Origin of the sequence: Enterococcus sp. DIV1726a (assembly GCF_051710985.1) — a bacterium.
GTDB lineage: Bacteria > Bacillota > Bacilli > Lactobacillales > Enterococcaceae > Enterococcus_B > Enterococcus_B hirae.
The window spans coordinates 1,702,850-1,726,132 of the sequence record NZ_JBIOLS010000001.1 but is presented as its reverse complement, the minus strand read 5'-3'; the positions used below and the strand labels follow the sequence as shown (position 1 = coordinate 1,726,132).

Annotated in this window: 17 protein-coding genes; 16 read left to right on the top strand and 1 reads right to left on the bottom strand. The window is 36.0% G+C overall.

The window, feature by feature from the left end:
* Positions 1-421: 421 nt before the first annotated feature.
* From IGJ27_RS07640 to IGJ27_RS07615, 6 genes are all read left to right on the top strand, one after another.
* Complete coding sequence (locus IGJ27_RS07640; protein WP_010737766.1) at positions 422-763, top strand: LPXTG cell wall anchor domain-containing protein; 342 nt, start codon at positions 422-424, stop codon at positions 761-763.
* Positions 729-1,397 (top strand): WxL domain-containing protein, encoded by a 669-nt coding sequence (locus tag IGJ27_RS07635; protein ID WP_010718897.1) that lies wholly within the window; start codon positions 729-731, stop codon positions 1,395-1,397. Before IGJ27_RS07640 ends, IGJ27_RS07635 begins: the two co-directional genes overlap by 35 nt.
* A 17-nt stretch (positions 1,398-1,414) precedes the next feature.
* Complete coding sequence (locus IGJ27_RS07630) at positions 1,415-2,125, top strand: WxL domain-containing protein (protein ID WP_178305869.1); 711 nt, start codon at positions 1,415-1,417, stop codon at positions 2,123-2,125.
* Positions 2,122-3,162 carry a DUF916 and DUF3324 domain-containing protein gene (locus tag IGJ27_RS07625; RefSeq protein WP_178305870.1) on the top strand — a complete coding sequence of 347 codons (1,041 nt, stop codon included), beginning with the start codon at positions 2,122-2,124 and terminating at the stop codon, positions 3,160-3,162. Before IGJ27_RS07630 ends, IGJ27_RS07625 begins: the two co-directional genes overlap by 4 nt.
* Before the next feature lie 8 nt (positions 3,163-3,170).
* A complete protein-coding gene (locus IGJ27_RS07620; RefSeq protein WP_178305871.1) occupies positions 3,171-4,928 on the top strand; it encodes a hypothetical protein in 1,758 nt (585 codons plus the stop codon).
* A 504-nt stretch (positions 4,929-5,432) separates the two neighbouring features.
* Positions 5,433-6,695: a sensor histidine kinase gene (locus IGJ27_RS07615; protein ID WP_063627240.1), complete on the top strand. Its 1,263-nt coding sequence runs from the start codon at positions 5,433-5,435 to the stop codon at positions 6,693-6,695.
* 59 nt (positions 6,696-6,754) lie between these two features.
* On the opposite strand, the gene IGJ27_RS07610 is transcribed toward IGJ27_RS07615, so the two are convergent.
* On the bottom strand, positions 6,755-7,519 hold the full coding sequence (locus tag IGJ27_RS07610) for a LytTR family transcriptional regulator DNA-binding domain-containing protein (RefSeq protein WP_202606086.1): 765 nt from the start codon (positions 7,517-7,519) through the stop codon (positions 6,755-6,757).
* 409 nt (positions 7,520-7,928) lie between these two features.
* Here IGJ27_RS07610 and IGJ27_RS07605 point away from each other — a divergent pair, with 409 nt between their 5' ends.
* From IGJ27_RS07605 to IGJ27_RS07560, 10 genes are all read left to right on the top strand, one after another.
* Entirely contained in the window at positions 7,929-8,612 is a 684-nt protein-coding gene (locus IGJ27_RS07605; RefSeq protein WP_081127432.1) for a hypothetical protein, read from the top strand.
* On the top strand, positions 8,605-10,326 hold the full coding sequence (locus IGJ27_RS07600; protein WP_178305872.1) for a sensor histidine kinase: 1,722 nt from the start codon (positions 8,605-8,607) through the stop codon (positions 10,324-10,326). Before IGJ27_RS07605 ends, IGJ27_RS07600 begins: the two co-directional genes overlap by 8 nt.
* On the top strand, positions 10,323-11,840 hold the full coding sequence (locus tag IGJ27_RS07595; protein ID WP_081127435.1) for a response regulator transcription factor: 1,518 nt from the start codon (positions 10,323-10,325) through the stop codon (positions 11,838-11,840). The genes IGJ27_RS07600 and IGJ27_RS07595 overlap by 4 nt, the downstream gene beginning before the upstream one ends.
* Positions 11,841-12,066: 226 nt before the next feature.
* Positions 12,067-13,035, top strand: coding sequence for an ABC transporter permease (locus tag IGJ27_RS07590; protein WP_010718906.1), 969 nt, complete (start codon positions 12,067-12,069; stop codon positions 13,033-13,035).
* A 14-nt stretch (positions 13,036-13,049) separates the two neighbouring features.
* Positions 13,050-13,967 (top strand): carbohydrate ABC transporter permease, encoded by a 918-nt coding sequence (locus IGJ27_RS07585; RefSeq protein WP_080704589.1) that lies wholly within the window; start codon positions 13,050-13,052, stop codon positions 13,965-13,967.
* A 16-nt stretch (positions 13,968-13,983) separates the two neighbouring features.
* Complete coding sequence (locus tag IGJ27_RS07580; RefSeq protein WP_373191443.1) at positions 13,984-15,423, top strand: ABC transporter substrate-binding protein; 1,440 nt, start codon at positions 13,984-13,986, stop codon at positions 15,421-15,423.
* Between the two features lie 71 nt (positions 15,424-15,494).
* Positions 15,495-18,569 carry an alpha-mannosidase gene (locus IGJ27_RS07575; RefSeq protein WP_178305873.1) on the top strand — a complete coding sequence of 1,025 codons (3,075 nt, stop codon included), beginning with the start codon at positions 15,495-15,497 and terminating at the stop codon, positions 18,567-18,569.
* A complete protein-coding gene (locus IGJ27_RS07570) occupies positions 18,562-20,799 on the top strand; it encodes a glycoside hydrolase family 3 N-terminal domain-containing protein (protein WP_178305874.1) in 2,238 nt (745 codons plus the stop codon). The genes IGJ27_RS07575 and IGJ27_RS07570 overlap by 8 nt, the downstream gene beginning before the upstream one ends.
* A complete protein-coding gene (locus IGJ27_RS07565) occupies positions 20,768-22,120 on the top strand; it encodes an alpha-L-fucosidase (RefSeq protein ID WP_178305875.1) in 1,353 nt (450 codons plus the stop codon). The genes IGJ27_RS07570 and IGJ27_RS07565 overlap by 32 nt, the downstream gene beginning before the upstream one ends.
* A gap of 17 nt (positions 22,121-22,137) precedes the next feature.
* Positions 22,138-23,196: a family 20 glycosylhydrolase gene (locus tag IGJ27_RS07560; protein WP_256733945.1), complete on the top strand. Its 1,059-nt coding sequence runs from the start codon at positions 22,138-22,140 to the stop codon at positions 23,194-23,196.
* Positions 23,197-23,283 lie beyond the last annotated feature (87 nt).

The following is a 23,283-nucleotide window of genomic DNA, read 5'->3' as shown; positions in this document are numbered from 1 at the left end:
CCATTGATTTTTTTCTTTCTTCTTAATTACGGTCAATTTTTATTGCTGTAAGAGTCTTCGTTAAGGACAGAAGCGTAGTTAAGTGTCTACATAATAAATAGTGAAACGAATGCTTAATGGCTTGAAAAATGTGGTGGAATATTCTTTGAGATTGTTAGAAACAGCCAACTATTGTTAGCAAAGTATTTATTTGACTGTCTCTACAACAATTTTGAAATTTGATCTATCACACCGATTTGTTATCAGTCAGTCGTTCGATTCATCTTTTAAGACAAAAAAAGCAAAAATTGCAAGGTTAAACGGTTTCAAACGCCTTTTTTTAGAATGAATATAAGTAAAATAGGATTTACCCAATTGAGCGAAGATTAAAAAAAGGAGGTTTTGTTACATTTGCTGTAAAGAGAAAGGTGAGGGTAAGTGGATGAGAAAGATGACGATTGTTTTCTTTTTGTTCCTTATTTTTTTGACCATTGAGGCATATACGCGAACAATGATTGTCTACGCTGAATCTGTACAAAGCACAGCGGGGATCCGCTTTGTACCAAATCCTTCAAATGCATCATCAGAAGATCTGGCAAAAGAGAAAGACGGGCAGACAAAAAGAATGATGCAAAGAAAGCTCCCAAAAACAATTGATCAGCAGAGTAGTTCTTTGATGATCTGTGGTGGACTCATTGTAACAGCAGCAGGAGGTTTCCTCTTACTGAGAAAAGGAAAGAAGGAAAAAAATGAAAAAAGTAGTTTTAACAATCGCACTATTTAGCACATTCGTTATTAGTGCGAAGGCAACAACCGTTTATGCAGAAATAGCCGATGATACTCATGGCACAAGTATCGCTAAAGTTGGGTTAGAGAAACAAGATGAAACGGATGAACCAACGGATCCAATTGATCCACCAGATGTACCAGGTACGTATATTCCAACAGGAAACACCGGTGCTTTACGTATTGACTATATCTCAAATATTGACTTCGGTACACAAAAAATCGCTAGTGAAACAAAAAACTATACAGCTGGGAATTCAGATGAATTTGTTGAAACACAAATATCTGATCTACGAGGAAATGGTGCAGGTTGGAACTTACAAGTTAGCTATGATAGTGAAAAAGCAGGATTTTATACTGAAAATGGTGTTGCGTTAGCTGGGGCTGAACTAAGCTTGCCAGCAGGGACAGCAAAAACGGTGACAGAGAATCAATCTCCGGCAGCTGAAACGGCAACGGTAACAGTAAATAAAGATGCGCAAAATATTATGTTTGCTGCCGCAACAACCGGTCTAGGGACTTGGGAAGATCAGATGTCAGCAGAAGCTGTTTCATTAAAAGTACCTTCTGGTAACTTGGCAGGAACTTATTCTGCCACACTTGTTTGGACATTAACAGACGCACCAGCTTAATCTAAAGGAGAAGAAACATGAAAAAAAATATTCTAGCAACTACATTATTAAGTGTGTTAGCCATTAATACCATGAGTATGACCATCTATGCAGAAGAAATGAGTGATTCAGCAACTTCAACAGCAAAGATCACATTCGAAGGGAATGATACCCATTCCAATAAACCAGTGAATCCAGATAATCCAGATGATTTAATCGACAAACCAGACGAAGTAGATCCAGATGATCCTAACAATCATGGAACTGGCGATCAAGGACCACTTTCAATTGACTATGTGTCCAATATCAGTTTTGGTACACAAGAAATTTCACAAAATAAAAAAGTCTATGTCGCAGCAAATGCAAAACCATTTGTTCAAATTACAGATAAACGAGGAGTAGCTGGTGGCTGGTCACTAACTGCGACTGCTTCAAAATTTTCAGCAGCTGACAGCACTGAATTAAAAGGAGCAATCCTATCATTTGCGAATGGAGATACTCGAACGACTTCTGATAACATCAGCGGCAAACCTGATGCTTTTGATTTCACTTTTAACAATCATGAAGCTCAACCAGTTATGACGGCAAAAAGTCTGAATGGTCAGGGAACTTGGTTAGATGTATTTGAAGGAGAAGAAGGAAACAATACAAATGTTCAATTGACTGTTCCTGCTGGTTCTGCTCAAGCAAAAGAGTATACCGCAACGATTACTTGGACCCTTACTGCAGGTCCAATTGATGCACAATGATGCATAAACGTCATCATCGTTTTATTTGTTTAGTCACAGGCATCATCGGAGTTTGGGGAATCCTTGATGTCAATTCGCTTACCTCATATGCAGATTCAGCTGAATCTGCATATAGTGTAAGTGCAAATATACCTGAAGAACAAACAAATAAAGATGTATCTTATTTTGATTTAACTGAAGCACCAAATGAAACGCGCGACCTATCCATTCATTTATCCAATGTCGGAGAAAAAGAAAGTGTCTTTGAAATAGAGATCAACAATGCAGCGACCAACACAAACGGTGTGATCGATTATAATCAACGAACAGTTAAAAAGGATACCTCTGCCAAATACCAAGTCAGTGATTGCTTAACCACTGATGCAAAGGAAGTAACAATTCCAGCTGGAGAAGCAAAAGACATTCATTTTCAATTGAAAATGCCAAAAGAATCATTTGACGGGATTCTTTTAGGAGGTATCCATGTAACGAAAAAAGAGAACCAAAGTGAAAAAGTTTCTGGAACAGCGATTCGAAATAAGTATGCTTATGTTATTGGGGTTGAGCTTAGGAACAACAGTAAACCTGTCTCACCAGATTTGAAATTGATTTCTGCAAGAACTGGGTTACAAAATTCGTATGCAACGATTTTTGCACATTTACAAAATCCTACATCAACGATCATCAGCCAAGTTCATACGGAAGCGACAATCACTAAAAAAGGTTCATCAAAAGTGTTGTATACAGCAAACAAAGATTATATGTCGATCGCACCCAATACGAACTTTGACTTTCCGATCAGTGTCAACAAGAAGAAAATCGATCCGGGAACTTATACGTTAACAGTGGATGCGACAACAGAAAATAATCAAAAGAAATGGCATTTAGCAAAAACATTTACGATCAAACCAGACAATGCCAAAAAAATCAATGATGAAGCAATTACAGAAGAAAAAGCAGAAGTGTCTTATTTGCCGATGATCATTGGTATAGGTAGTTTGCTATTAGGGATCATTGCATTCTTAAGTTATAAATTGTTCCAGCAAAAAGGTAGGTGAGAAAAGAAATGAAAAAGCAAAGAGTGAATAAAAAATTATTATTTCTAGTCGCCTATTTTGCTTTGTTCAGTCTCTTTCAGCTAGCCTTCTCTACTAAGTCAGTTGTTGCGGATTCATGGCCTGATGGACAATCAGAAGCTGACATCTATGGTGGACATATCCATGCTAAAATCACCTATGTAAAAGATGGGAATCCAAATTATACAGCGATTGGGGATACGATAACAGTTACAACAGTTTTAGAAAAAAAAGATGATACAAACCTTGAAGAAGAGTATAAGCAATCAACGTTAGTGACGGTTTTTCCTGATAAAGAGCAAGGGTTGGAATTATTAGGAGAACCCGAACTTGTTTATAAACATGGTGGTGTAACAGGTAACGGAAATTTGATGGCTCCATCTAAGGAAGTTGCCTATGACATCATAACGGCTTATAACTTTTATGGACATACAGAATTTGGAGATTCCAAGTCCTATGATGGGCGGATTACAGAAATATTGCCGCTCGCTTCAGACGGTATCTCTGATGGTCCTTATAGTGACAATTACTCGGTTTATCGATTATTGGAAAAAACGGGTGATTCAATGACGATCACCTATCGTGCCAAAGTCACAGAAAAAGCAGTCACTAAGGATAAATTTGTCTTGCGTGCATCTGTTTGGGATAGTATGAAAAAAGATATTGGATTTACTCATTTTTTATCTGCTGAAATGCCAAGCTTTCAATCAGAAAAGTTAGCCTTATCTTTTGATGATACGAGCAAAAATCTAGAATTAGATTCCGAGCAGATCACGCTAACAGGTAAATGGAGTGGTCCTTTGGACGATCTCACAGCTTACTTAACAATCAATGGGATGATAATGAACACTGATGAACTATTGTCTTGCTTCAAGAGTGATGGCACATTTCGTGTACCTGTTGACCTGAGTCAGCTACCATCAGTTTCAGAAGTGAATAATGTGACTTTGATGATTCAAAAAAGTAATGGTGAGTCAGCACAAGATTCAACGGTCTTAAGAATGACCAAACCTGCTTCACCTCCTACGATTGAACTGGCAAATAATCTTGCTAATCAAACGCTCGTTCTTTACCCGGGGGATCAAGGGTTTACCTTGAGTGGCAAGTGGAAAGCCGATAGTGGTTCGTGGATCAATATTTACTATAAGTTAAATGGTGTTGAAAAAAAGCTGAATGATTCAGATTCGATTGCGAATACACAACCTGGAAATATGGTTGATTTTTCAAAGAATTTCACACTTGCAGACTTAGCAGCAGGAGAAAATCAATTTGAAGTTTATGTTAAAAATGAAAAACAACAACAATCAAATATTGAAACATTTAAGGTGATCAAAGAAGCGGGGGTTGTGAGATTTGTAAACGTACCAGATCTTCTGACTTTCATGTCCATCCCCGTTGCTAGTCATACGATTCAAACAAATTTGACACAGGCAGCCAATCTTTTAGTAGAAGATACAACTGGAAAACCGATTAATTGGAAACTTAATGTGTCACAAACTGAAGAGTTTAAAGATGACAAACAAGTATTACCAGCCACTCTTTTTTATCAAAATGGTGATACGGCACAAGTCATCGAAAAAGAACATCCGATCACACTTCCTATGACTGAAGTAACAACTAATAATAATGTCCGGAATTACAGCATTCTACAAAATTCAGAAAACTATTTTTATCTAAATGTTCAACCCGGTGGATATGCTGGGGAATATTCATCACAGGTGGAATGGACAATTGTCAATGCCCCTTAGTTACTTTTATTGATAAAATATAGTGGAGCTGGTTAACAGGGATATTCAAATGATTGAAATCCAGATTTTTAATATTGAAATTAGCGAAATAAGCCAAAGATAGCCAAAATTACTTTTTGTATTTAAGCTATCTTTGGCTTATTTTTTTGTATTGTTTTATTAAGGATGGTGCAAATGCTGATCAAAGAAGACTGTTCATTGATTGAAATAGTTTGGATAGTTCTATGCTACTAAAAAAAGATGAATAAATGAAACTTGGATTTCCATCTAATCGAGAAGGTTAAGGTAACGTGAGATTCAGTTTTACAGTTAAGCTCTAAGGTGGTTAAATAAAAATTAAATTTTTCAAATATTCTAAATATGCTTGCGATTTTTCTAGTATTTTTTATTATTCATGTTATCTTATAACAGTAATGTTATTGGTTGTCAAAAGGGGAGGCACCAATTAATGAAAAAGTGGTATGTTTGAAAATGATAAACTGGTTTGCTTAGGGGGATGGGTTAATGGAAGTGATTATTTATATTATAGTGGTTCATCTTAATTTTGCACTGATAGGTCTCATTTTATTTGCAAAAAAAAGGATTTTTATGGATTGCTTCATTCGTTTGGGATTAACGCTACTTAATATATGGCTGATTGAATGGACGCCAGTATTTTTGGTTTTACTTTATTTTTATAATGGAAAATATATTTTTCAGGAAACAAGAAATCTATTTATTGTTTTTTTATTAAATACTTTTTGTGTAAATTTTATCGGTATTTCTGTTTTTTTGACAATTGAAGTGCCACGATTTTTAGAAAATTATGACTTGTTAGCGAATGCGATCCTAGAAATTTTGCTTTTAGTGGCAATCCTAATTGTAATGAAAGAATTAGATAAAAAGTTTCGAATTAGTAATTATCTATACGCATATAAAAAAAATCGTCTGTTTTCGACATTTTTGATTATATGTATGTTCATGTCACTTTTGTGGTATCATTTGCTTTTTTCGATGGATTCATTGGATTTCCTTTTAACCTCTTTTATTTTAGTTGCTAGTAATTCCTTTTATGGACTACTTATGCTTTTGATTTTATTGAATGAAAAAAAGGAAGAATACTATCAGATCTATTTGGAAAGCATGAAAAAAAATGAAGAATATTATCAAAAGCTAGAAGAATTTCGTCATGATTATAAAAATTATGTTAGTGTGATGGAAGATCTTGTACAGAATAAACAAATTCATAACGAAATAGAGGCCATCGTAGGGGAAGAAAAAGAGTTTTTTGAAACGCAACTCAACGATGCTTTACACATGAAGTTACAAAAAATTTATGATCCACTGTTGCAAGGAGTTTTTGTCAAATTTGTTAAGCGGGCAGAAGAGCTTGGGATACCTTATAAAATCCAAGTCAATCATATCATACCCAAGCTTTCAATGAATTCCTATGACATGATTCGCTTATTTACAAATATTATCGAAAATGCTTTTGTTCATTATGATCAAACGATGGCGAAAGAAAAAAAAGAAATCACGATCATCGTTGAACATTTGTGGGATTGTTTTTATTTTGAATTTAGTAATCCCAGCAAAAACACTGGAAAAAATCTAACTGAATTGTTTCAAAAAGGAACAACCAGTCAGAAAAGTAGTAAGGGAATTGGGTTATACAGTGTCAAAAAAATCGTAGAAGAGAATGAGAATCTTGCATTGAATTTAAAGTATGACAAACAAGAGCAACGTTTTTACTGTATCTTAACTTTGAAAAAGGAAACAGTCCATTAAAAAAAAGCCACTTGCCTATTTACTGAATAGGCAAGTGGCTTTTTGTTGTACGTATAGGACTACTGAACCAAATGATTTTCATTTTTCAGATGTTCCATAAAATCAACTAATTTTTTTATACTTCTTCGGCTAAGGATCAAGGCATCATCGTTTTTAAACACAATTTCATTGTTCTTTTTATCTACTAATTTGATATTAGCTGGATTGATGGAGTAACTCTTCAAATCATTGAAAAAATGAAAGTTTTGAAACGTTTGTTTTAGTTCTTCAATTTTTCCATGAATCAAAAAAAATTCTGTTTGACAGAAAAATTCAATGGTCGAACGAGAACCTGTGATCTTACTTAAGTAATTGACTTCTTTAGGGTCGATTAAATAGATTTTAGAAAGTGATTCGATTTTAATGAGTTTACTTTGTCCTTGTGGCAAATTCGAATGGTTGAACAATAATTCTTCCAAGCCATTTACAGCTTCCGTGATGTCTTTTTTACTATAGTATTTATCTGCTCGAATATTTTGATTGATAATCTCCATCCCTTTAGTTGTGTCATTCGTCAAAAACAGGATGTAACAAGAATGATTTCTCTGACGAATTTTTTTGCTAAAATCAATCCCAGAATGAAAACGGTTCAATTCGATATCAACAATAAAAATATCTGAGTCTTGGATAGGCATAAAATCAAGGTCAGCATAGAATTTTTCTAATTGAGAAGGCAAGGGGATGGTTAACGAAATTGCTGCTAAATTAGCACTACGATTATATTGTTTACGAAATTCTTCTTGATGGAATACATTATCTTCAATATAGTACACTTTCACACACATCACCTCCAACTTTCAATCGTTCTTAGTATAGCAAGAATCAATGTGTGGATAAAGAGAATAAAAGAATAAATTATTAGACTTTTTTTATTTAATATTTAAATAATTGAAAGGAAATATAGATGTTGAAGTAAAATTTGAACGAAAGAGTCAGAGAGAAAACGGTTATTTTGTAAGTCTAAAAATCATCTGGAAATAGTCTACAGGCAAAAGCTGGGATACCTTTTTTAAAAGTTGAATCAATGCGTACTGTTTTGTTCGTAAAAAGAAAGAACATCCTATATTAGTTGGTCATATGAAGAAAAGCAAGAATGAGCAAAGAGAAAAATTAATTGAAATAGCCGTTACAAGAAAACGCTTTTATGTTAAGGTAGATACGTAAAATAGTACATTGGTTAGGGAGGGTATTCAAATGACAAGGGAAGAAAAAATATATGATGTAGCATCACAGATCATTTATGTAGTCATAAACAATCTTTTTTTTATTGTTGTAAATTTACCGCTGTTTAGTTACCTTTATTTGATGATTTATCAAGGAGTTACTTTATATCTAATCTTAATGGGTCTCTTTATGATTCTGTTTGCTATTTCATTGATCGCACTATTTGAATCGCTGTATCAGTTTATTATTAAGAAACAGGAAAGCAATCTCCGATTTTTTTGGCGGAGCATCGCTAAGGCATGTTCTTGGGATAGTTTACCTGTCTATTTGCTCATCAGTTTGATTGCTTCAATAGGATTTCTCTTTTTTATGGTTGAACTTTCTCCAATTTTTTCTATATTTGTCATTATTTATGCTATTTTAGCGGTCTACGGGATGTTGATCCTTCCTTTTGCTATCATGGAAACGATCCTTTTCCAAAACACCTTTTTAAAAACGTTGTTGAATGCGATGATTTTATCTTTCCAGAAATGGCAATTACAGCTTTTTACGATTGCCTATCTGTTATTTGTTCTTTTATTGTTTCCACGCTCGCCAGCTATCTTCTTTTTTGTCGGTTTTAGTGGCTACTGCTACTTGTTTTTAACTTTTTATACACCATTTTTACAAACTCGGATAGCGAGTATTAAGGGATTGGATCAAAGAAATGACTAAAAGCATGACGAGGATTAAACATAACCTTTTGAAACACGCTTTTTATCGTTACATGTTGTGGATGAGTGTTAGTTTATTAGTATTATTCTTTATTATTTATCTCATCACAGTTTCTTTCCATCAAAAAAGAGATGAAAATCTAAAGGAAATCAACTTAAATTTTTATACAGAAATTATGATGATGAAAAATGCAACAGATAATATGTTGGCGCTTTTGTATGCGGAACAACCTGACTTGGAAGATTTGAGGCAAATTACTAATTTATCACTCGCAGAATACTACGAATACAAAACGACTACTTACATGAAACATGCCGGTTCAAAGTATAATGGAACCCAAAATTTTGTTAATCAGTCCTTTAAAATGAATGATTATTTGTCAACTGTAGTTATTTATCATGCGCAGACGAAACGTAGCGTAGTCTTTCAAAAAGATCAGACAACCACGATGAAAAAAGTGGATGAATTTCATCTAGCAGACCCAAACGATATCGAAAAGACAAAAAAGCAAATTTTTAAGATAAATAAGAATAGAAATCTGATTGGATTTCACAAAGAATTACATAAAGAAACAGATTTAAGTTACGCAGCAGATGTCTATTTTTATTATGATATTTCTCCATTATTTGAAAAGATTCATTATCAAGTGTTAAGAAACAACGGCAATATTCAAGTTTTCTACAAAAACAACCCTATTCCATCGGAGATAAAACCAAAATATGTTCTAGACCAACGTCAAGCAGAACATTACGTGGTTACAGCCACGACAAAGTATGCCAATGTTTTTACAGAATATTCTTTGATCTATACTGTCTACTCTTTTTTTGCCATCCTTGTGTTTTTAGGTTTTTTCCCATTTCTATTTCAGTATTTGCAAAAAATAGAGGGAAGACTCTCTCAACTAACTCAAAAAATTACCAAAGTAAAAACAGGGAATTTTGACCCTGAAAAGTTCGCTCAATCAGACGACTATAAAAGTGATGATGCGATTTCTTTGATCTCTTCTAGTATTGATGAATTATCGTATCAGTTAAATGACCAGATTCATCAAGTTTATAAAAGTAAGATTAAACAAAAGGATTATCAGATCCAAAGTATTCGGTCTCAGATCAATCCACACTTTCTTTACAATACGTTAGAAGCAATTCGAATGAAAGCAGAACTAAATGAAGATCACGCAGTGGCAGGAATGCTCTTAAATGCTGCAACATTATACCGTAAATTGATCAAGGGGAAAGATGTCATTTGTTTAGCGGAAGAATTGGAATATTGTGATGCTTATCTTAGTCTTTTTGAAATACGTTTTGAAGATGCACTATTTTATGATATCGTTTGTGATCCAAGTCTTGAATCTTTGCTGATTGAGAAATTTACGATCCAACCAATCATCGAAAATTTTATTCATCACGGGATTGATTCGCAACGCCAAGATAACTTCATCGAGATTCATTGTTTTGAAAAGGATGATCGGTTATACATTGAAGTAGTAAATAACGGAAAGCCAATTCCCAAAGTAGAAAAACAAAGAATCCAAAAACAACTTGCTCAAAACAGCCATGATCTGGAGATGACTGCCCCTACTGGCTTATTTGGGGTAGATTATCGAATCAAACAACGCTTTGGTCATCAGTATGGCGTAACATTTACTACGCAAGAAGATTATGTGAAATTTCAAATCACCATGCCTAAAAAAAGAGGAGGGGAGATCGTGTGAATGTTTTACTAGTTGATGATGAACCGTTAATCACAGAAGGAATTGAGAAACTGCTAAAAAAAACAACCGGTAACACAAAAAATTTCACGACATTTAAAACAACTTCCGGTATTGAAGCATTGAAAATCCTAAATGAGGTAGCTATTGATATTTTATTAACAGATATCAGAATGCCTGATATTGATGGATTGGCACTTGCTAAAAAGGCACGTTGTGTACAAAAACAAATAAAAATCATCTTTATCAGTAGTTATGATGATTTTAGTTATCTGAAACAAGCTATTCTCATTGGAAGCAGTGATTATCTTTTAAAACCAGTCGATCCTATTGAGTTAGCCACTACTTTTGGGAAGTTGACAAGAGAAATAAAAGAAGAAAAACTCTTTCAGCATTTGAAGAACAATCAACAGATTGATGTGTTTCGTGTCAATTTGTTGCGGAAATTGCTGCATCAAGAAATTTCGTCAACGGAATTAGCAAAATGGCAGGACATCCTTGAACCAATCACGGATTGGCAAAATTATACCATCACTTACCTAGAAGGTGCTTTTTATAATGATAAACTTTTTGAACGTGTTTCTGAGCAGTTATCGGTATTATTCGTCCAACCTTATAGCCTTTTATTGGAACCGAATAAACTTCTTTTGTTTTTTTCTCCTAAAGAAGAACAACATTATCGGTTAAGTATTCAATATTTATGTGAGACATTTGATTTATTTGCGGTCATCGGTAGTGGCTGCCATTCATTAATTGAGATCACGCATTCTTATCGAAGTATTGAACCATTTATGGAAAGTAAAAATATCTTGGAAAACCCATTAGTCATTGATCTATTTCCTAAAACTACATTGATCAACGAATACCAACTAACGCAGAAAATTTATTTTAAAAGTTTAGCTTATCTTGAAAACCAATCGATTGAAGCATTCCAACAATTAGCTATTGCCAATATTGATCAATGGAAAGAACATCCGATTCAGTCGTTAGTATGTCATTACTTGCTGATCGCACTTCACAAAGGGATTGCTACTCTGGAAAAACAAGAACAAGCTTATCAAGAGTTACAACCATTGATCTACGCATTAAAGTCAGCAGACAAATCAGTTTTTAAGAAAAAGATAGGTACGATCTGTTCAAAACTGACTGAAATAAGTTGTACCACAAAAAGTCATTCTCCAGTGATTGACCAAATCTTATATCTAGTCAATCAGGATTTCACGAAACGCTACTCTTTAAAATCATTAGCTGAGCGGTTTCATATGAATCCAGCCTATCTTGGACAGCTTTTTTTAAAAGAATTGAATATGAGTTTTAGTGAATATGATAAAAAAATTCGTATGAGAGAAGCCAATCAGCGAATCAAAGAGAGTACTGAAAGAATTACTGTGATTGCAAAAGCCTTAGGATATGATGATATCAGTTTATTTTATCGTCATTATAAAAAAGAATACGGAATAACCCCCAATAAAGCACGCAAGTTCGAAAATGAAAGAGAGCCGTTGAACCTAAAATGAAAAATCATTCTTTTATCATTTTTTATGACTAAGAAAGGCGTAGCAAAACCAATAATGAAATCATGAATCATTTTTCGAGAAGAGTGATATTCCAGACTCTTCTTTTTTGTGTCTTTATTACATACAAAAAATATTGTCTATAATTTTGCCAATAAATCTATAAAATCGCAAATTGAGAAAGCGCTTTATTTACTTTATGATAAACGTAGATAAGGAGTTGAACAGGATGGAAGAAAAATTAGCAGCAACATTTGTTAAAAAGAAGCAGGAAAATCGTGTGTTAAAAACATTTAAAAAAAACCGACCTTTATTTTTCCTTTCTTTACCAGGAATCATTTGGTTTGCGATATTTTCCTATTTTCCACTTTTTGCGATTTTAGTGGCGTTTAAAGATTTTCGATTAAGTGGTAATTTTTTTGAGAGTTTTATGAAGAGTGATTGGGTCGCTTTTAAAAACTTTGAATTTATTTTTAAAAGTGGGAATGCTAGCCTGATTATTCGCAACACGGTTGGTTATAATGTGCTGTTCATTGTTATGGGAATCATCGTGCCATTGATCCTTGCATTATTGTTAAATGAAATTTTCAGTAAGCGACTATCAAAATTGTATCAAAGTGTCATGTTTATTCCTTACTTTCTTTCGATGGTCGTTGTCAGTTATATCGTATTTGCATTTTTGGACCCGACAAATGGGTTTATCAATCAGTTTTTGATAAGTATTGGGAAAGAGCCGATCCAATTTTATATGCAAGCAAAGTATTGGCCTTATATTTTAGTCGTTGTACAAATGTGGAAAACGATGGGCTACAATATGATTATTTTTTTAGCCGCAATATGCGGGTTTGATAAATCTTATTACGAAGCAGCTAATCTTGATGGAGCAACAAAATTCCAACAAATCTGGTATGTCACGATTCCTATGTTGAAACCGGTGATCATTATGTTGACGATTTTAGCAGTAGGGGGGATCTTTCGGACAGACTTCGGATTGTTTTATCAAGTGCCAAAAGATTCAGGGGCGCTTATCAATGTGACACAAACCATTGACACTTATATCTATCGCGGATTGTCGTCTATGGGAGATATCGGTTTATCGGCTGCTGGTGGACTGTTGCAGTCAGTAGTTGGCTTCTTTTTAGTGTTAGGAACCAACATGATCGTCAAAAAAATCGATAAAACACAAGGAATCTTTTAAGGGAGGAAAAAAGAGTGGAAGCAAAAAAAACACTAGGTGAATCTTTGAACCGATTTGGACGAATCAGTAAAAAAAATAACCTTTTGATTAGTCTGGGTTTAGGGATATTGACCTTTTTAACTGCTGTTCCTTTTATTTTAGTTTGTATTATCGCCTTTACTGATTCAGAATCGATCCAACGAAACGGGTACCGACTGCTACCTGAAAAATGGAGCCTAGCAGCTTTTCAAGCAATTTTTGAAGAAGGAGCGATTTTTTCCGCTTTCGGTACAACGATTTTCATTACGATCATTGGGACCGTCATCGGTGTGTTTTTAATGTCGACCTTTGCGTATACCCTTTCTCGAAAGACTTACGCTTATCGAGGGTTTTTATCAAGGTATTCTTTGATACCCATGTTGTTTAGCGGTGGGATGATTGGTAATTACATTGTGATTGTGAATGTTTTAGGGTTGAGGAACTCTATCTGGGCATTGATTTTACCTTTGTGTATGTCCACGTTTTCAATCATGGTTTTGAAAACGTTTTATCAAATGTCTGTCCCAGAAGCATTGATTGAATCAGCATATATCGATGGTGCCAGTGAGTGGTTGATTTATTTTAAAATCGTACTTCCGTTATCGTTGCCAGGTATCGCAACCATTGCCTTATTTTTAACCTTAGGCTATTGGAATGATTGGTTTTCAGCATTACTTTATACCGATAATAATCAATTGGTACCGTTACAGTATTTGTTGATGAAGATGGAGAATAATATTGAATTTATTGCAAACAATGCTGGAAAAATGGGGATGACCCAAACCGGTGCTTTACCCACTGAAACGATCAAAATGGCGGTGGTAGTAGTAGCTACTTTACCGATCTTGATTGCATATCCTTTTTTTCAAAAATATTTTATTGGTGGTTTAACTGTTGGCGCAGTGAAAGAATAGTATAGGAGGAAAAATAATGAAAAAATTTGTATTGCTAGGAGCTGCATTATTAGCAGGAGGTCTTTTAACAGGATGTTCAAGTAACAAAACCAGTAATGCGAGTGAGTCTGATACGGTGGATCTTACTTGGTACATAACGGGTATTCCACAAAAAGATGTGGCAAAAGTGAATGAGGCGGTCAATAAGTATACAAAGGACAAATATAATGTCACAGTGTCTCTTAATCAAATTGACTGGGGTGAATATGACCAAAAGATGAGTGCACTGGTCAATGCCGGAGAAAGCTTTGATCTCGCATTTACTGCGTCTTGGCTAGGAGGATTTAATTATTTAACCAATGCTCGAAAAGGTGCATTGTATGATATCACAGAATTACTTGATAATGAAAATCAAGGATTAAAAGCTGAAATCTACGAGAATTTTTGGAAAGGTTCCACCATTGATGGAAAAATATATGGGGTACCAGCGCAAAAAGAAATCGCTGCTACGGAATATTTTGTCTTTAATAAAGAACTAGTTGATAAATATGATGTTCCGTACGAATCAATCAAAATCTATGATGAACTTGAACCATGGCTCAAAACGATCAAGGAAAAAGAAGGAATCAATCCTTGGTACATGTCTGAAGGTTACCGAAACCCTTATAAATTCGATGAATTATCAACATCCGTTGGGATCAACCTTGAAGGAGATGAAGGGAAGATCGTCAATTATTATTTTGAGAAACCATACGTTGAACGGGTTGAAAAAGTGAGAGATTTTATGAAAAAAGGCTATGTGAATAAAGATGCAGCACTGGCAAAACAAACCGATATTGTTGGGAAAGAATGGTTTGTTACTTCAACCGTGATGGGACCACTTGATACAGCAACAGTCAAAGACCAAGTGAAAAAAGATGTAGTGGTAACGCCTATGGTAGATTCAATTGTGACGAATGCTTCAGCAATGGGTGGCGGTACGGTGATCAGTGCGAACTCGAAACATCCAAAAGAAGCGATGAAGCTATTAGAAGCTGTGAATACCGACGAAAAATTGATGAATCTCTTATCCTATGGTATTGAAGGAACACATTATGAAAAAACTGGGGAGAAGACAATCAAATGGTTAGATGCTCATAGTAATTATACGATGCCATTCTATATGTTTGGGAATTACTTCAATCTTTATCACCAAGAAGGTGCGCCAACAGACGAATGGGAAGTGTTGAAATCTTATAATGAGCAAGCAGAAGCATCTCCAGCACTTGGATTCAACTTTGATACGAAAGCTGTGACAACGCAACTTGCTGCTTTGAATAACGTACAAGAAGAATTTAAAGCATTGATCAACACTGGCTCAGTTGAAACACAAGAGAATTTGAATAATATGAAGAAAAAAATGAATGCGGCTGGACTAGATGAAATTATCACGGAAATGCAAACACAATATGATAGTTGGAAAAAAGAACAAAAATAATACAGATAGTACAAGCCAGGAGCTCAATTTTTTAGTTGTTTCCTGGCTTTTCACTAGAAAAGAGGAATAGTGTGAAAAAATTACTAGAATTTGAACGTGTGCAACGAATCATCATAGAGTTAAAAAAGAACATGATCAAAACTGCGATACCTGTTGAGAATTTAGTTTTTCATTCTAAAACGGGGACAAAAGAATTTGAAAGAGGCGCTTATTTTGGCGAAAAAAATCAGTACTATACAATTGCAGGAGAACTATGTTTACCAAATGAATTTCAAAATCAAACAGTCGATTTAGCAATCTTTTCTTCACTAACTGAATGGGATTCAACGACAAACCCACAAATAAAAGTGTATTTTGGTGATCAGCTGATCCAAGGATTAGATGTTAACCATACGACTTTGCGGTTACCCAAAGAATATGCTTCAAGAGATCGGATTCCATTGCAAATCGAGGTTTTTTCAGGTCGGGAGGAAAAAAAATATCCTTTGACGGTTGAGCTAAGGCTGATCGATCCTTTGTCTTATGAACTCTATTACGATTTGTTCGTGATATTGGATAGTTGGCGATCGCTAAACGAGCATGACTCGAATTATATCTATTATGAAAGAGAATTAGGACAAGTAGTTGATCAATTGAATTTTTATAAACCTTATAGCTCAGAATATTATCAAGGATTAATGAAAGCAAAAGAACACTTAGAACGTGCATTTTATCAAACAGGCTTAGTAAAAAATGCTCCTCGTGCCTTGGTTGTTGGTCATACACATATCGATTTGGCTTGGTTATGGACAGTGATGCAGGCGGTTGAAAAGGGAGAACGTAGTTTTTCGACTGTATTGAAATTAATGGAGGAATATGATGAACTGACTTTCATTCAGAGTCAACCACAAATGTATCAATTGATCAAAAATACCTATCCGCAACTATATGAGAAAATCAAAGAAAAAATTGTTGCAGGCAAGTGGATTCCAGAAGGGGCTATGTGGGTAGAAGCAGATTGTAATCTTGCTTCAGGTGAATCATTGGTCCGTCAATTTCTTTATGGGAAACAATTTATACGCGAAGAGTTTGGTCAAGAAAGTCAAATTTTGTGGTTACCAGATGTTTTTGGTTATTCTGCAGCTTTACCGCAAATTTTGAAAAAAACAAACACGCCCTATTTCATGACAACAAAACTTTCTTGGAATCAATTCAATCAGATCCCTTATGACAGCTTTTTTTGGCAAGGAATCGATGGTAGCCGAGCGCTAACTCATTTTATTACGACAATCAGTGACGGTTATAGCCCGACACCTTACTATACGACTTACAATGGACTACTCGATCCTTATACGGTGAAAGGAAGTTGGGAACGCTACTTAGATAAGGATGTCAATGACAGTATTCTGATCGCTTACGGTTATGGAGACGGTGGTGGAGGACCAACACGAGACATGTTGGAAACGTTGAAGCGTATGAAAAAAGGTTTGCCGAGTATGCCCCAAGTCATTGAAAGCACAGCGATTGATTTTTTTGAAGAACTCTCCGAAAAAATGGTCAAGCATCAGGAAAAAGAGTGGCTCGGAGAACTGTATTTTGAATACCATCGGGGAACGTATACCTCCATCGGGAAAAACAAGCGCAACAATCGATTTGGTGAAACGTTATTACAGACAGTTGAAAAATTATATAGTATCTTTGCCCGAGAAAAATATCCAGCTGAAATGTTGGAAAAATCATGGAAACAATTATTGTTAAATCAATTCCATGATATTCTTCCAGGAAGCGGAATCAAAGAAGTTTATAATCAGACAGATATTGATTATCACGAACTTTTCACTGAAATGAACCAATTAATTGACACAGTGTTGCCAAGTCACGATGCAGGACAGTTTCTTTATCTGTTCAACCCTAGCGGAGTAAGTGAACAAGTCATCGTTCCATTACCACTGGAATCAGGAGAATGTCTGGAACATCAAGGTCAGTCGATTGTCAGCCAAAAAACGTATGATGGACAATTCTTAGGACGATTCGATCATTTACCTGCTCTCGGTGGGAGTTATTACACTATTGTAAAATTAGATCGTGAAGTCACGACTAAAACGGAAACCACTCCTTTAACTAAGCAATACGAGACACAAGACTTTAGTCTTTTATTCGACGAACACTATCGTATGATCAGTGCATTCGATAAAAAGAACCAACGAGAAATCGCTGGTAAGAAAGCAGTGAACGAACTACTGGTTTACGAAGATCTGCCTTTAAATTATGATGCATGGGACATTGATTTTTACTATAAAAATAAACCAACAATCATTACCGATATTCAAGAAGCATTGATTGTTGATCAAGGTCCGATTCGGGATACGTTGAAAATCGTTAGAAAGTTTTATGATTCGACTATTACGCAATACATCCATTTGATTCACGGAAAAGCACGAATCGATTTTGAAACGAAGGTTGATTGGCAGCAAAATCATAGTCTCCTTCGAGCGGAGTTTCCAGTGCCTGTCAATGCCTATCAAGCGACTTATGATATCCAGTTTGGCAATCTACAACGACCGGCGCATAAAAATACTTCGTGGGACAAAGCAAAGTTTGAAGTATGTGGACATAAATGGGTCGATCTATCCGATGATGGCTATGGGATTTCATTATTGACAGATTCAAAGTATGGCTTTGATGCTCAATACCAACATTTAGGAGTCTCATTGATCAAATCCGCCACAGATCCTTATGAAACAGCAGATCAAGGCAATCATCAGTTCACCTACTCGCTTTATTGCCATGCTCAAACGTGGAAGGAAGCGAAGACCCAAGAAGAAGCTCGTCAATTAAATATCCCTTGTTTGGCTGTTCGTCAAGAACAGAAAACTTTACCAGAAGGTTCGTGGGTGAACTGTCAAGAACGAAACATTTGTCTGGAAACCTTAAAGAAAGCTGAAACGGATGGATCCATCATTATGCGGGCTTATGAATTTGAAAATCGCCAAACAACAACGGTCTTAAAATTTTCTCAGCCAATTCAACATGTACAGATTTGCGATCTATTAGAAAATCCGATTGAAACAGTCGCTTTAGACAGTGAGCATGAGGTAACAGTGGTGTTCAAACCTTACGAGATCCATACCTTCAAAATCCAATTAAAGGAGCAGAACGATGGGTGATTTGCAAAAATTGTTGCAAAAAATGACACTAAAAGAAAAAGTTGGACAATTGAATCAACGATTGTATGGCTGGCAAGTCTACGAAAAAAAAGACGGAAAGCTTTTTTTGACGGACTATTTCAAAAATGAAGTGAAAAAATATGGCACGGTCGGTGTCATTTATGGGGTATTTCGTGCCGATCCTTGGTCTGAAAGAAATGAGCTGACTGGATTAACAACCAGTGAGGCACAAGAAGTCAGTCAGATGATCCAACAATACATGAAAAAAGAGACCCGTTTAAAAATACCGGTCTTATTATCCGAAGAATGTCCTCATGGGCATCAAGCCTTAGAAGCCACCACTTTGCCAACGAATTTTTCAGTGGGATGTAGTTGGAATCCAGAACTTTACCAACAATTGCAAGAAGTCGTGGCTGCTGAGTTACAGGAAAAAGGGGCTCATCTTGGACTGATTTCGACTTTAGATCTATTAAGAGATCCACGCTGGGGCAGAACAGAAGAATGTTTTAGTGAAGATCCGTATCTAACAGCGGCCTTTACCCAAGCAGCTGTAACTGGTTTACAAAAAGAACAAAAAATTAAAGCTGTGTTAAAACATTTGGCTGGTCAAGGAAACGTCATGGGAGGACATAATTCTGGTCCAGTGGCAATCGGAGAGCGTGAGTTAAGGGAAATCCATTTACCCGCCATTCGAGCAGGAATTAAAGCTGGCGCAAAAGGCTGTATGGCAGCGTATAACGATATTGATGGTGTATTTTGTCACACGAATCCCCATTTGTTACAAGAAATTTTACGAGAAGAATACGGGTTTTCTGGAATCGTCATGGCCGATGGTTGTGCATTAGATCGAGTGGCAGAAACTTGTGGCGATCCATCAATGGCTGCAGCCAAAGCCATCTCTAGTGGAGTTGATCTTAGCTTATGGGACGAGGTGTTTCCTTATCTAGAACAAGCAGTGGCTATTGGGCTGGTAAGTGAAGAAGTGATTGATCGTTCTGTTTTAAGAATTCTTGAGTTGAAAAGCGAATTAGGTCTTTTCTCTAGCCAAAGTTCACCGAAAGTTTCTTTTACTTCGGCACAAAAAGAAACGTTGTGTACAGCTTTGGCAGAAGACAGTCTAGTATTGTTGAAAAATGACAATATATTACCTTTGAAAAAAGAGAAATTAAATCAAATTGGAGTTGTAGGACCTCATGCGAATAATATCTATCATCTATTAGGTGATTACACGCCTTTTAAAAAAATAGCATCATGTTGCAATCTATTGCAGGGGATCGAAGAGCACACGGCAAATTCAACTACCCAATTGGCTTTTGCTCAAGGCTGTCAGATCACAACTAATCTACCTCAAGGACTAGACGAAGCAAATCAAGTAGCTGAAAATGCAGATGTCATTGTCGTGACTTTAGGTGGGTCCAGTGCCAGAGATTTTTCAACGGCTTTTGCTAAAAATGGTGCTGCATTACAGGGATCACAAGAAATGACTAGTGGAGAAAACATTGACCTAGCCTCGATCGAACTACCGGAATGCCAAATTAAACTAGTCAAGGAATTAGCAAAACATGGAAAACCAGTCATTGCCGTTTTGATTGAAGGCCGACCTCATAGTATCTCAGCGATTGAACCATATGTTTCAGCGATTCTTTTCGCTGGCTATCCAGGACAATACGGAGGAAAAGCGATCGCGAATGTTCTTTTTGGGAAAAATCCGAATGGTAGATTAGCGTTTACGATTCCCGAGCATTCAGGTCAATTACCCGTTTATTATAATTATCGAAATACTCAATTTAAAGAAACGTATACCGATTATCCTGAAAAGCCAATCTATTGTTTTGGCTATGGCTTAAGCTATACATCGTTTGAATTGACCGATGTACTCTTTACCGGTCATCAAGATCATTCGATTAAGGTTTCTTGTCGATTGAAAAACACAGGTAATCATAGTGGAGCAGAGACGATTCAAATTTACGGGAAAAAACAACAAGGTTTTATTCCCCCACGAGAAAAAGAATTGCTCGCATTTAAAAAAGTACATCTAACCCCATTGGAAGAACGAATGATTGAAATGATCCTAACAAAAGAACAGTTATACTATTTAGATGAAACGTTTAAAGAAGTATTGCCAAGAGAAGTTCATTTGACAGTTGAAACAGTTACCTTTAAACAAAGTATTCAATTATTTAGAAAGGTTGATGATCATGAAAAAAGCACATGGTGTATCCGCAGTTGAACAGGAAAACGAAGACCGTAAGCTGCGAAAAGACATTGTCGAAAACCATCAAAGCGAAACAGATCATTACCAGGAGTTACCCGCTAATATCCAAAAAAAACTCGATTGGTTTCAAGATCAAAAACTGGGAGTGATCTTTCATTGGGGGCTGTATAGTATTCCCGGTATTGTAGAGTCTTGGCAATTGTCACAAGAAGACAGCTGGGCAAGAAAAATACCTTGGCGCACGAACATGGTCGAATTACGAGAAGATTATTGGGGGTTGATCCATAGTTTCAATCCTTATAAGTTTGAACCAACTAAGTGGGCAAAGCTGTGCCGACAAGCTGGTTTTCGCTACATGATTTTTACAACAAAACATCATGACGGCTTTACAATGTATGATACAAAGTATTCGGATTATAAAGTAACTGCAGCGACATGTCCCTACCATAAAGCGCCTCAAGCAGACATTTTTAAGGCAGTTGTCACCGCTTTTAGAAAGGAAGGACTAGCGACAGGTGCTTATTATTCAAAACCAGATTGGCATAGCTCTTATTATTGGTTGCCAGAAAGAGAAGCGACTGGGCGATACGCAAATTATGACCCAAAAGAGTTGCCTGAAGTCTGGCAGAAATATGATCGGTTTGTTACGAATCAACTCACTGAAATTAGCCAAAATTATGGCCAACTTGATATCTTATGGTTAGATGGAGGCTGGGTGAATCAGGGCAATGAACAACTCGATATGGAAAGAATAGCGAGTGAAGTCAGGCATTCTCAGCCAGATCTCTTGATTGTCGATCGAACCATTGGCGGGGCCTATGAGAACTATGTGACACCAGAAAGAAAAATACCTGAACAACCACCAGTCAAAGTATGGGAAAGCAATATCCCATTAACCAAAAATTGGGGCTATTGGCCAAATGACGAATATAAAGAAGTAGCAGAAGTTATTCTATCATTCGTCCAGATCGTTGCAAAAGGAGGAAATCTACTACTAGGAATCGGACCTAAACCAAATGGAGAGTTACCTACAGAAGCGGTAGCGATTTTAGAAAGACTAGGCGATTGGTTGGAAAAATATGGCGAAGGAATCTATGAGACAAGAGCAGTACCGTTTGATTCCCCTGAAGGCTGGTATGTGACCCATAAAAATGGCGATTATTACTTTTTTTATAAAGAAAACGCTTCATCTTTATTGCTGTCTGAGGTAGGATTGGATTATAGAAACTTTACCATTCAAGAACTGTCTGAAAAAAATCAGACAAAGAGGTCTGAAACTTTAGTACCAGGAAAAACGATGGAGGGCATTGGTTGTTGGCAACTAATGGCAGAATAAGGAGTGGATGCTAATTGATGAATGAATCAAACAAGCCATTATCTGTTACAAAAGCACCTTCTTTAAAAGAGCGTGGCGTGATTTTAGATATTGGACGTAAATTTTATTCAATGGATTTTCTGAAAAAACTTGTAGACTACATGGCTTCATTGAAAATGAATGCTTTGCAACTTCACTTTTCTGATAATGAAGGATTTCGGTTGGAATGCGAAACAATTCCAGAAATCACATCAGAGAAATTTTTGACGAAACAGGAAATGACAAAATTGATTGATTATGCGGAGCAAAAGGGAATCTCTGTGATTCCAGAGTTTGATAGTCCTGGTCATTTGCAACGGTTGTTGGCAATCTATCCACAATGGCAAATGGAGAGAGAAGGCGAAGATTCTTTGATTTTTCCGACTAATCGAGCCCTTGATATCACCAAAAAAGATGCGGTTACCATGATCAAAAAGATGATAAAAGAATATGCAGAGTTATTTCATCGTTCCGATTATTTCCATTTAGGGGCTGACGAATACATTGAATTTTCAGAGTTGGATAAATATCCGGCACTAAAAGCACAAGCAATCGCTGAATACCACGATCCAACCCGTCAGTATGATGTTTTCATCGACTACATCAATGAGTTAGCAGACTATGTCGAAACATTAGGTAAAAAAGCTAGAATTTGGAATGATGGTGTCTATAAAAAAGGACTGCTCATGAAAAGTAAATTAAAACCTTCTATTCAAATTACGTATTGGACAAAACATCAAGCAACAATGGCGACTGCGGGGGAATTTCTCACTCGTGACCATCAATTGATCAATGTCAACGATCAATTTTTCTATTTTGTTTTAGGAGAAGGAGCTAGTTATAAGTATCCTACAGCTCAAAAGATTCAAGACCACTGGACGATTGATCAATTTCCTGAAAACCAACGATTAACAAACGAACAAATGAAAAAAGTACAAGGTGCCTATTTTGCCATCTGGAGTGACTACCCTGATGCTTTGACTGAAGAGGAAGTCTTAACAATGATTAAAGAACCATTAGCTGCACAACAGCAAATCATCTGGCACGAAACAATATGAACAATCAGTGATCAAAGAGGTGAATCTATAGTTGATGTTGTCTTCAATAATTGATCCTGGTGTTTCTTAAAAGTTGTCCAAACAAAA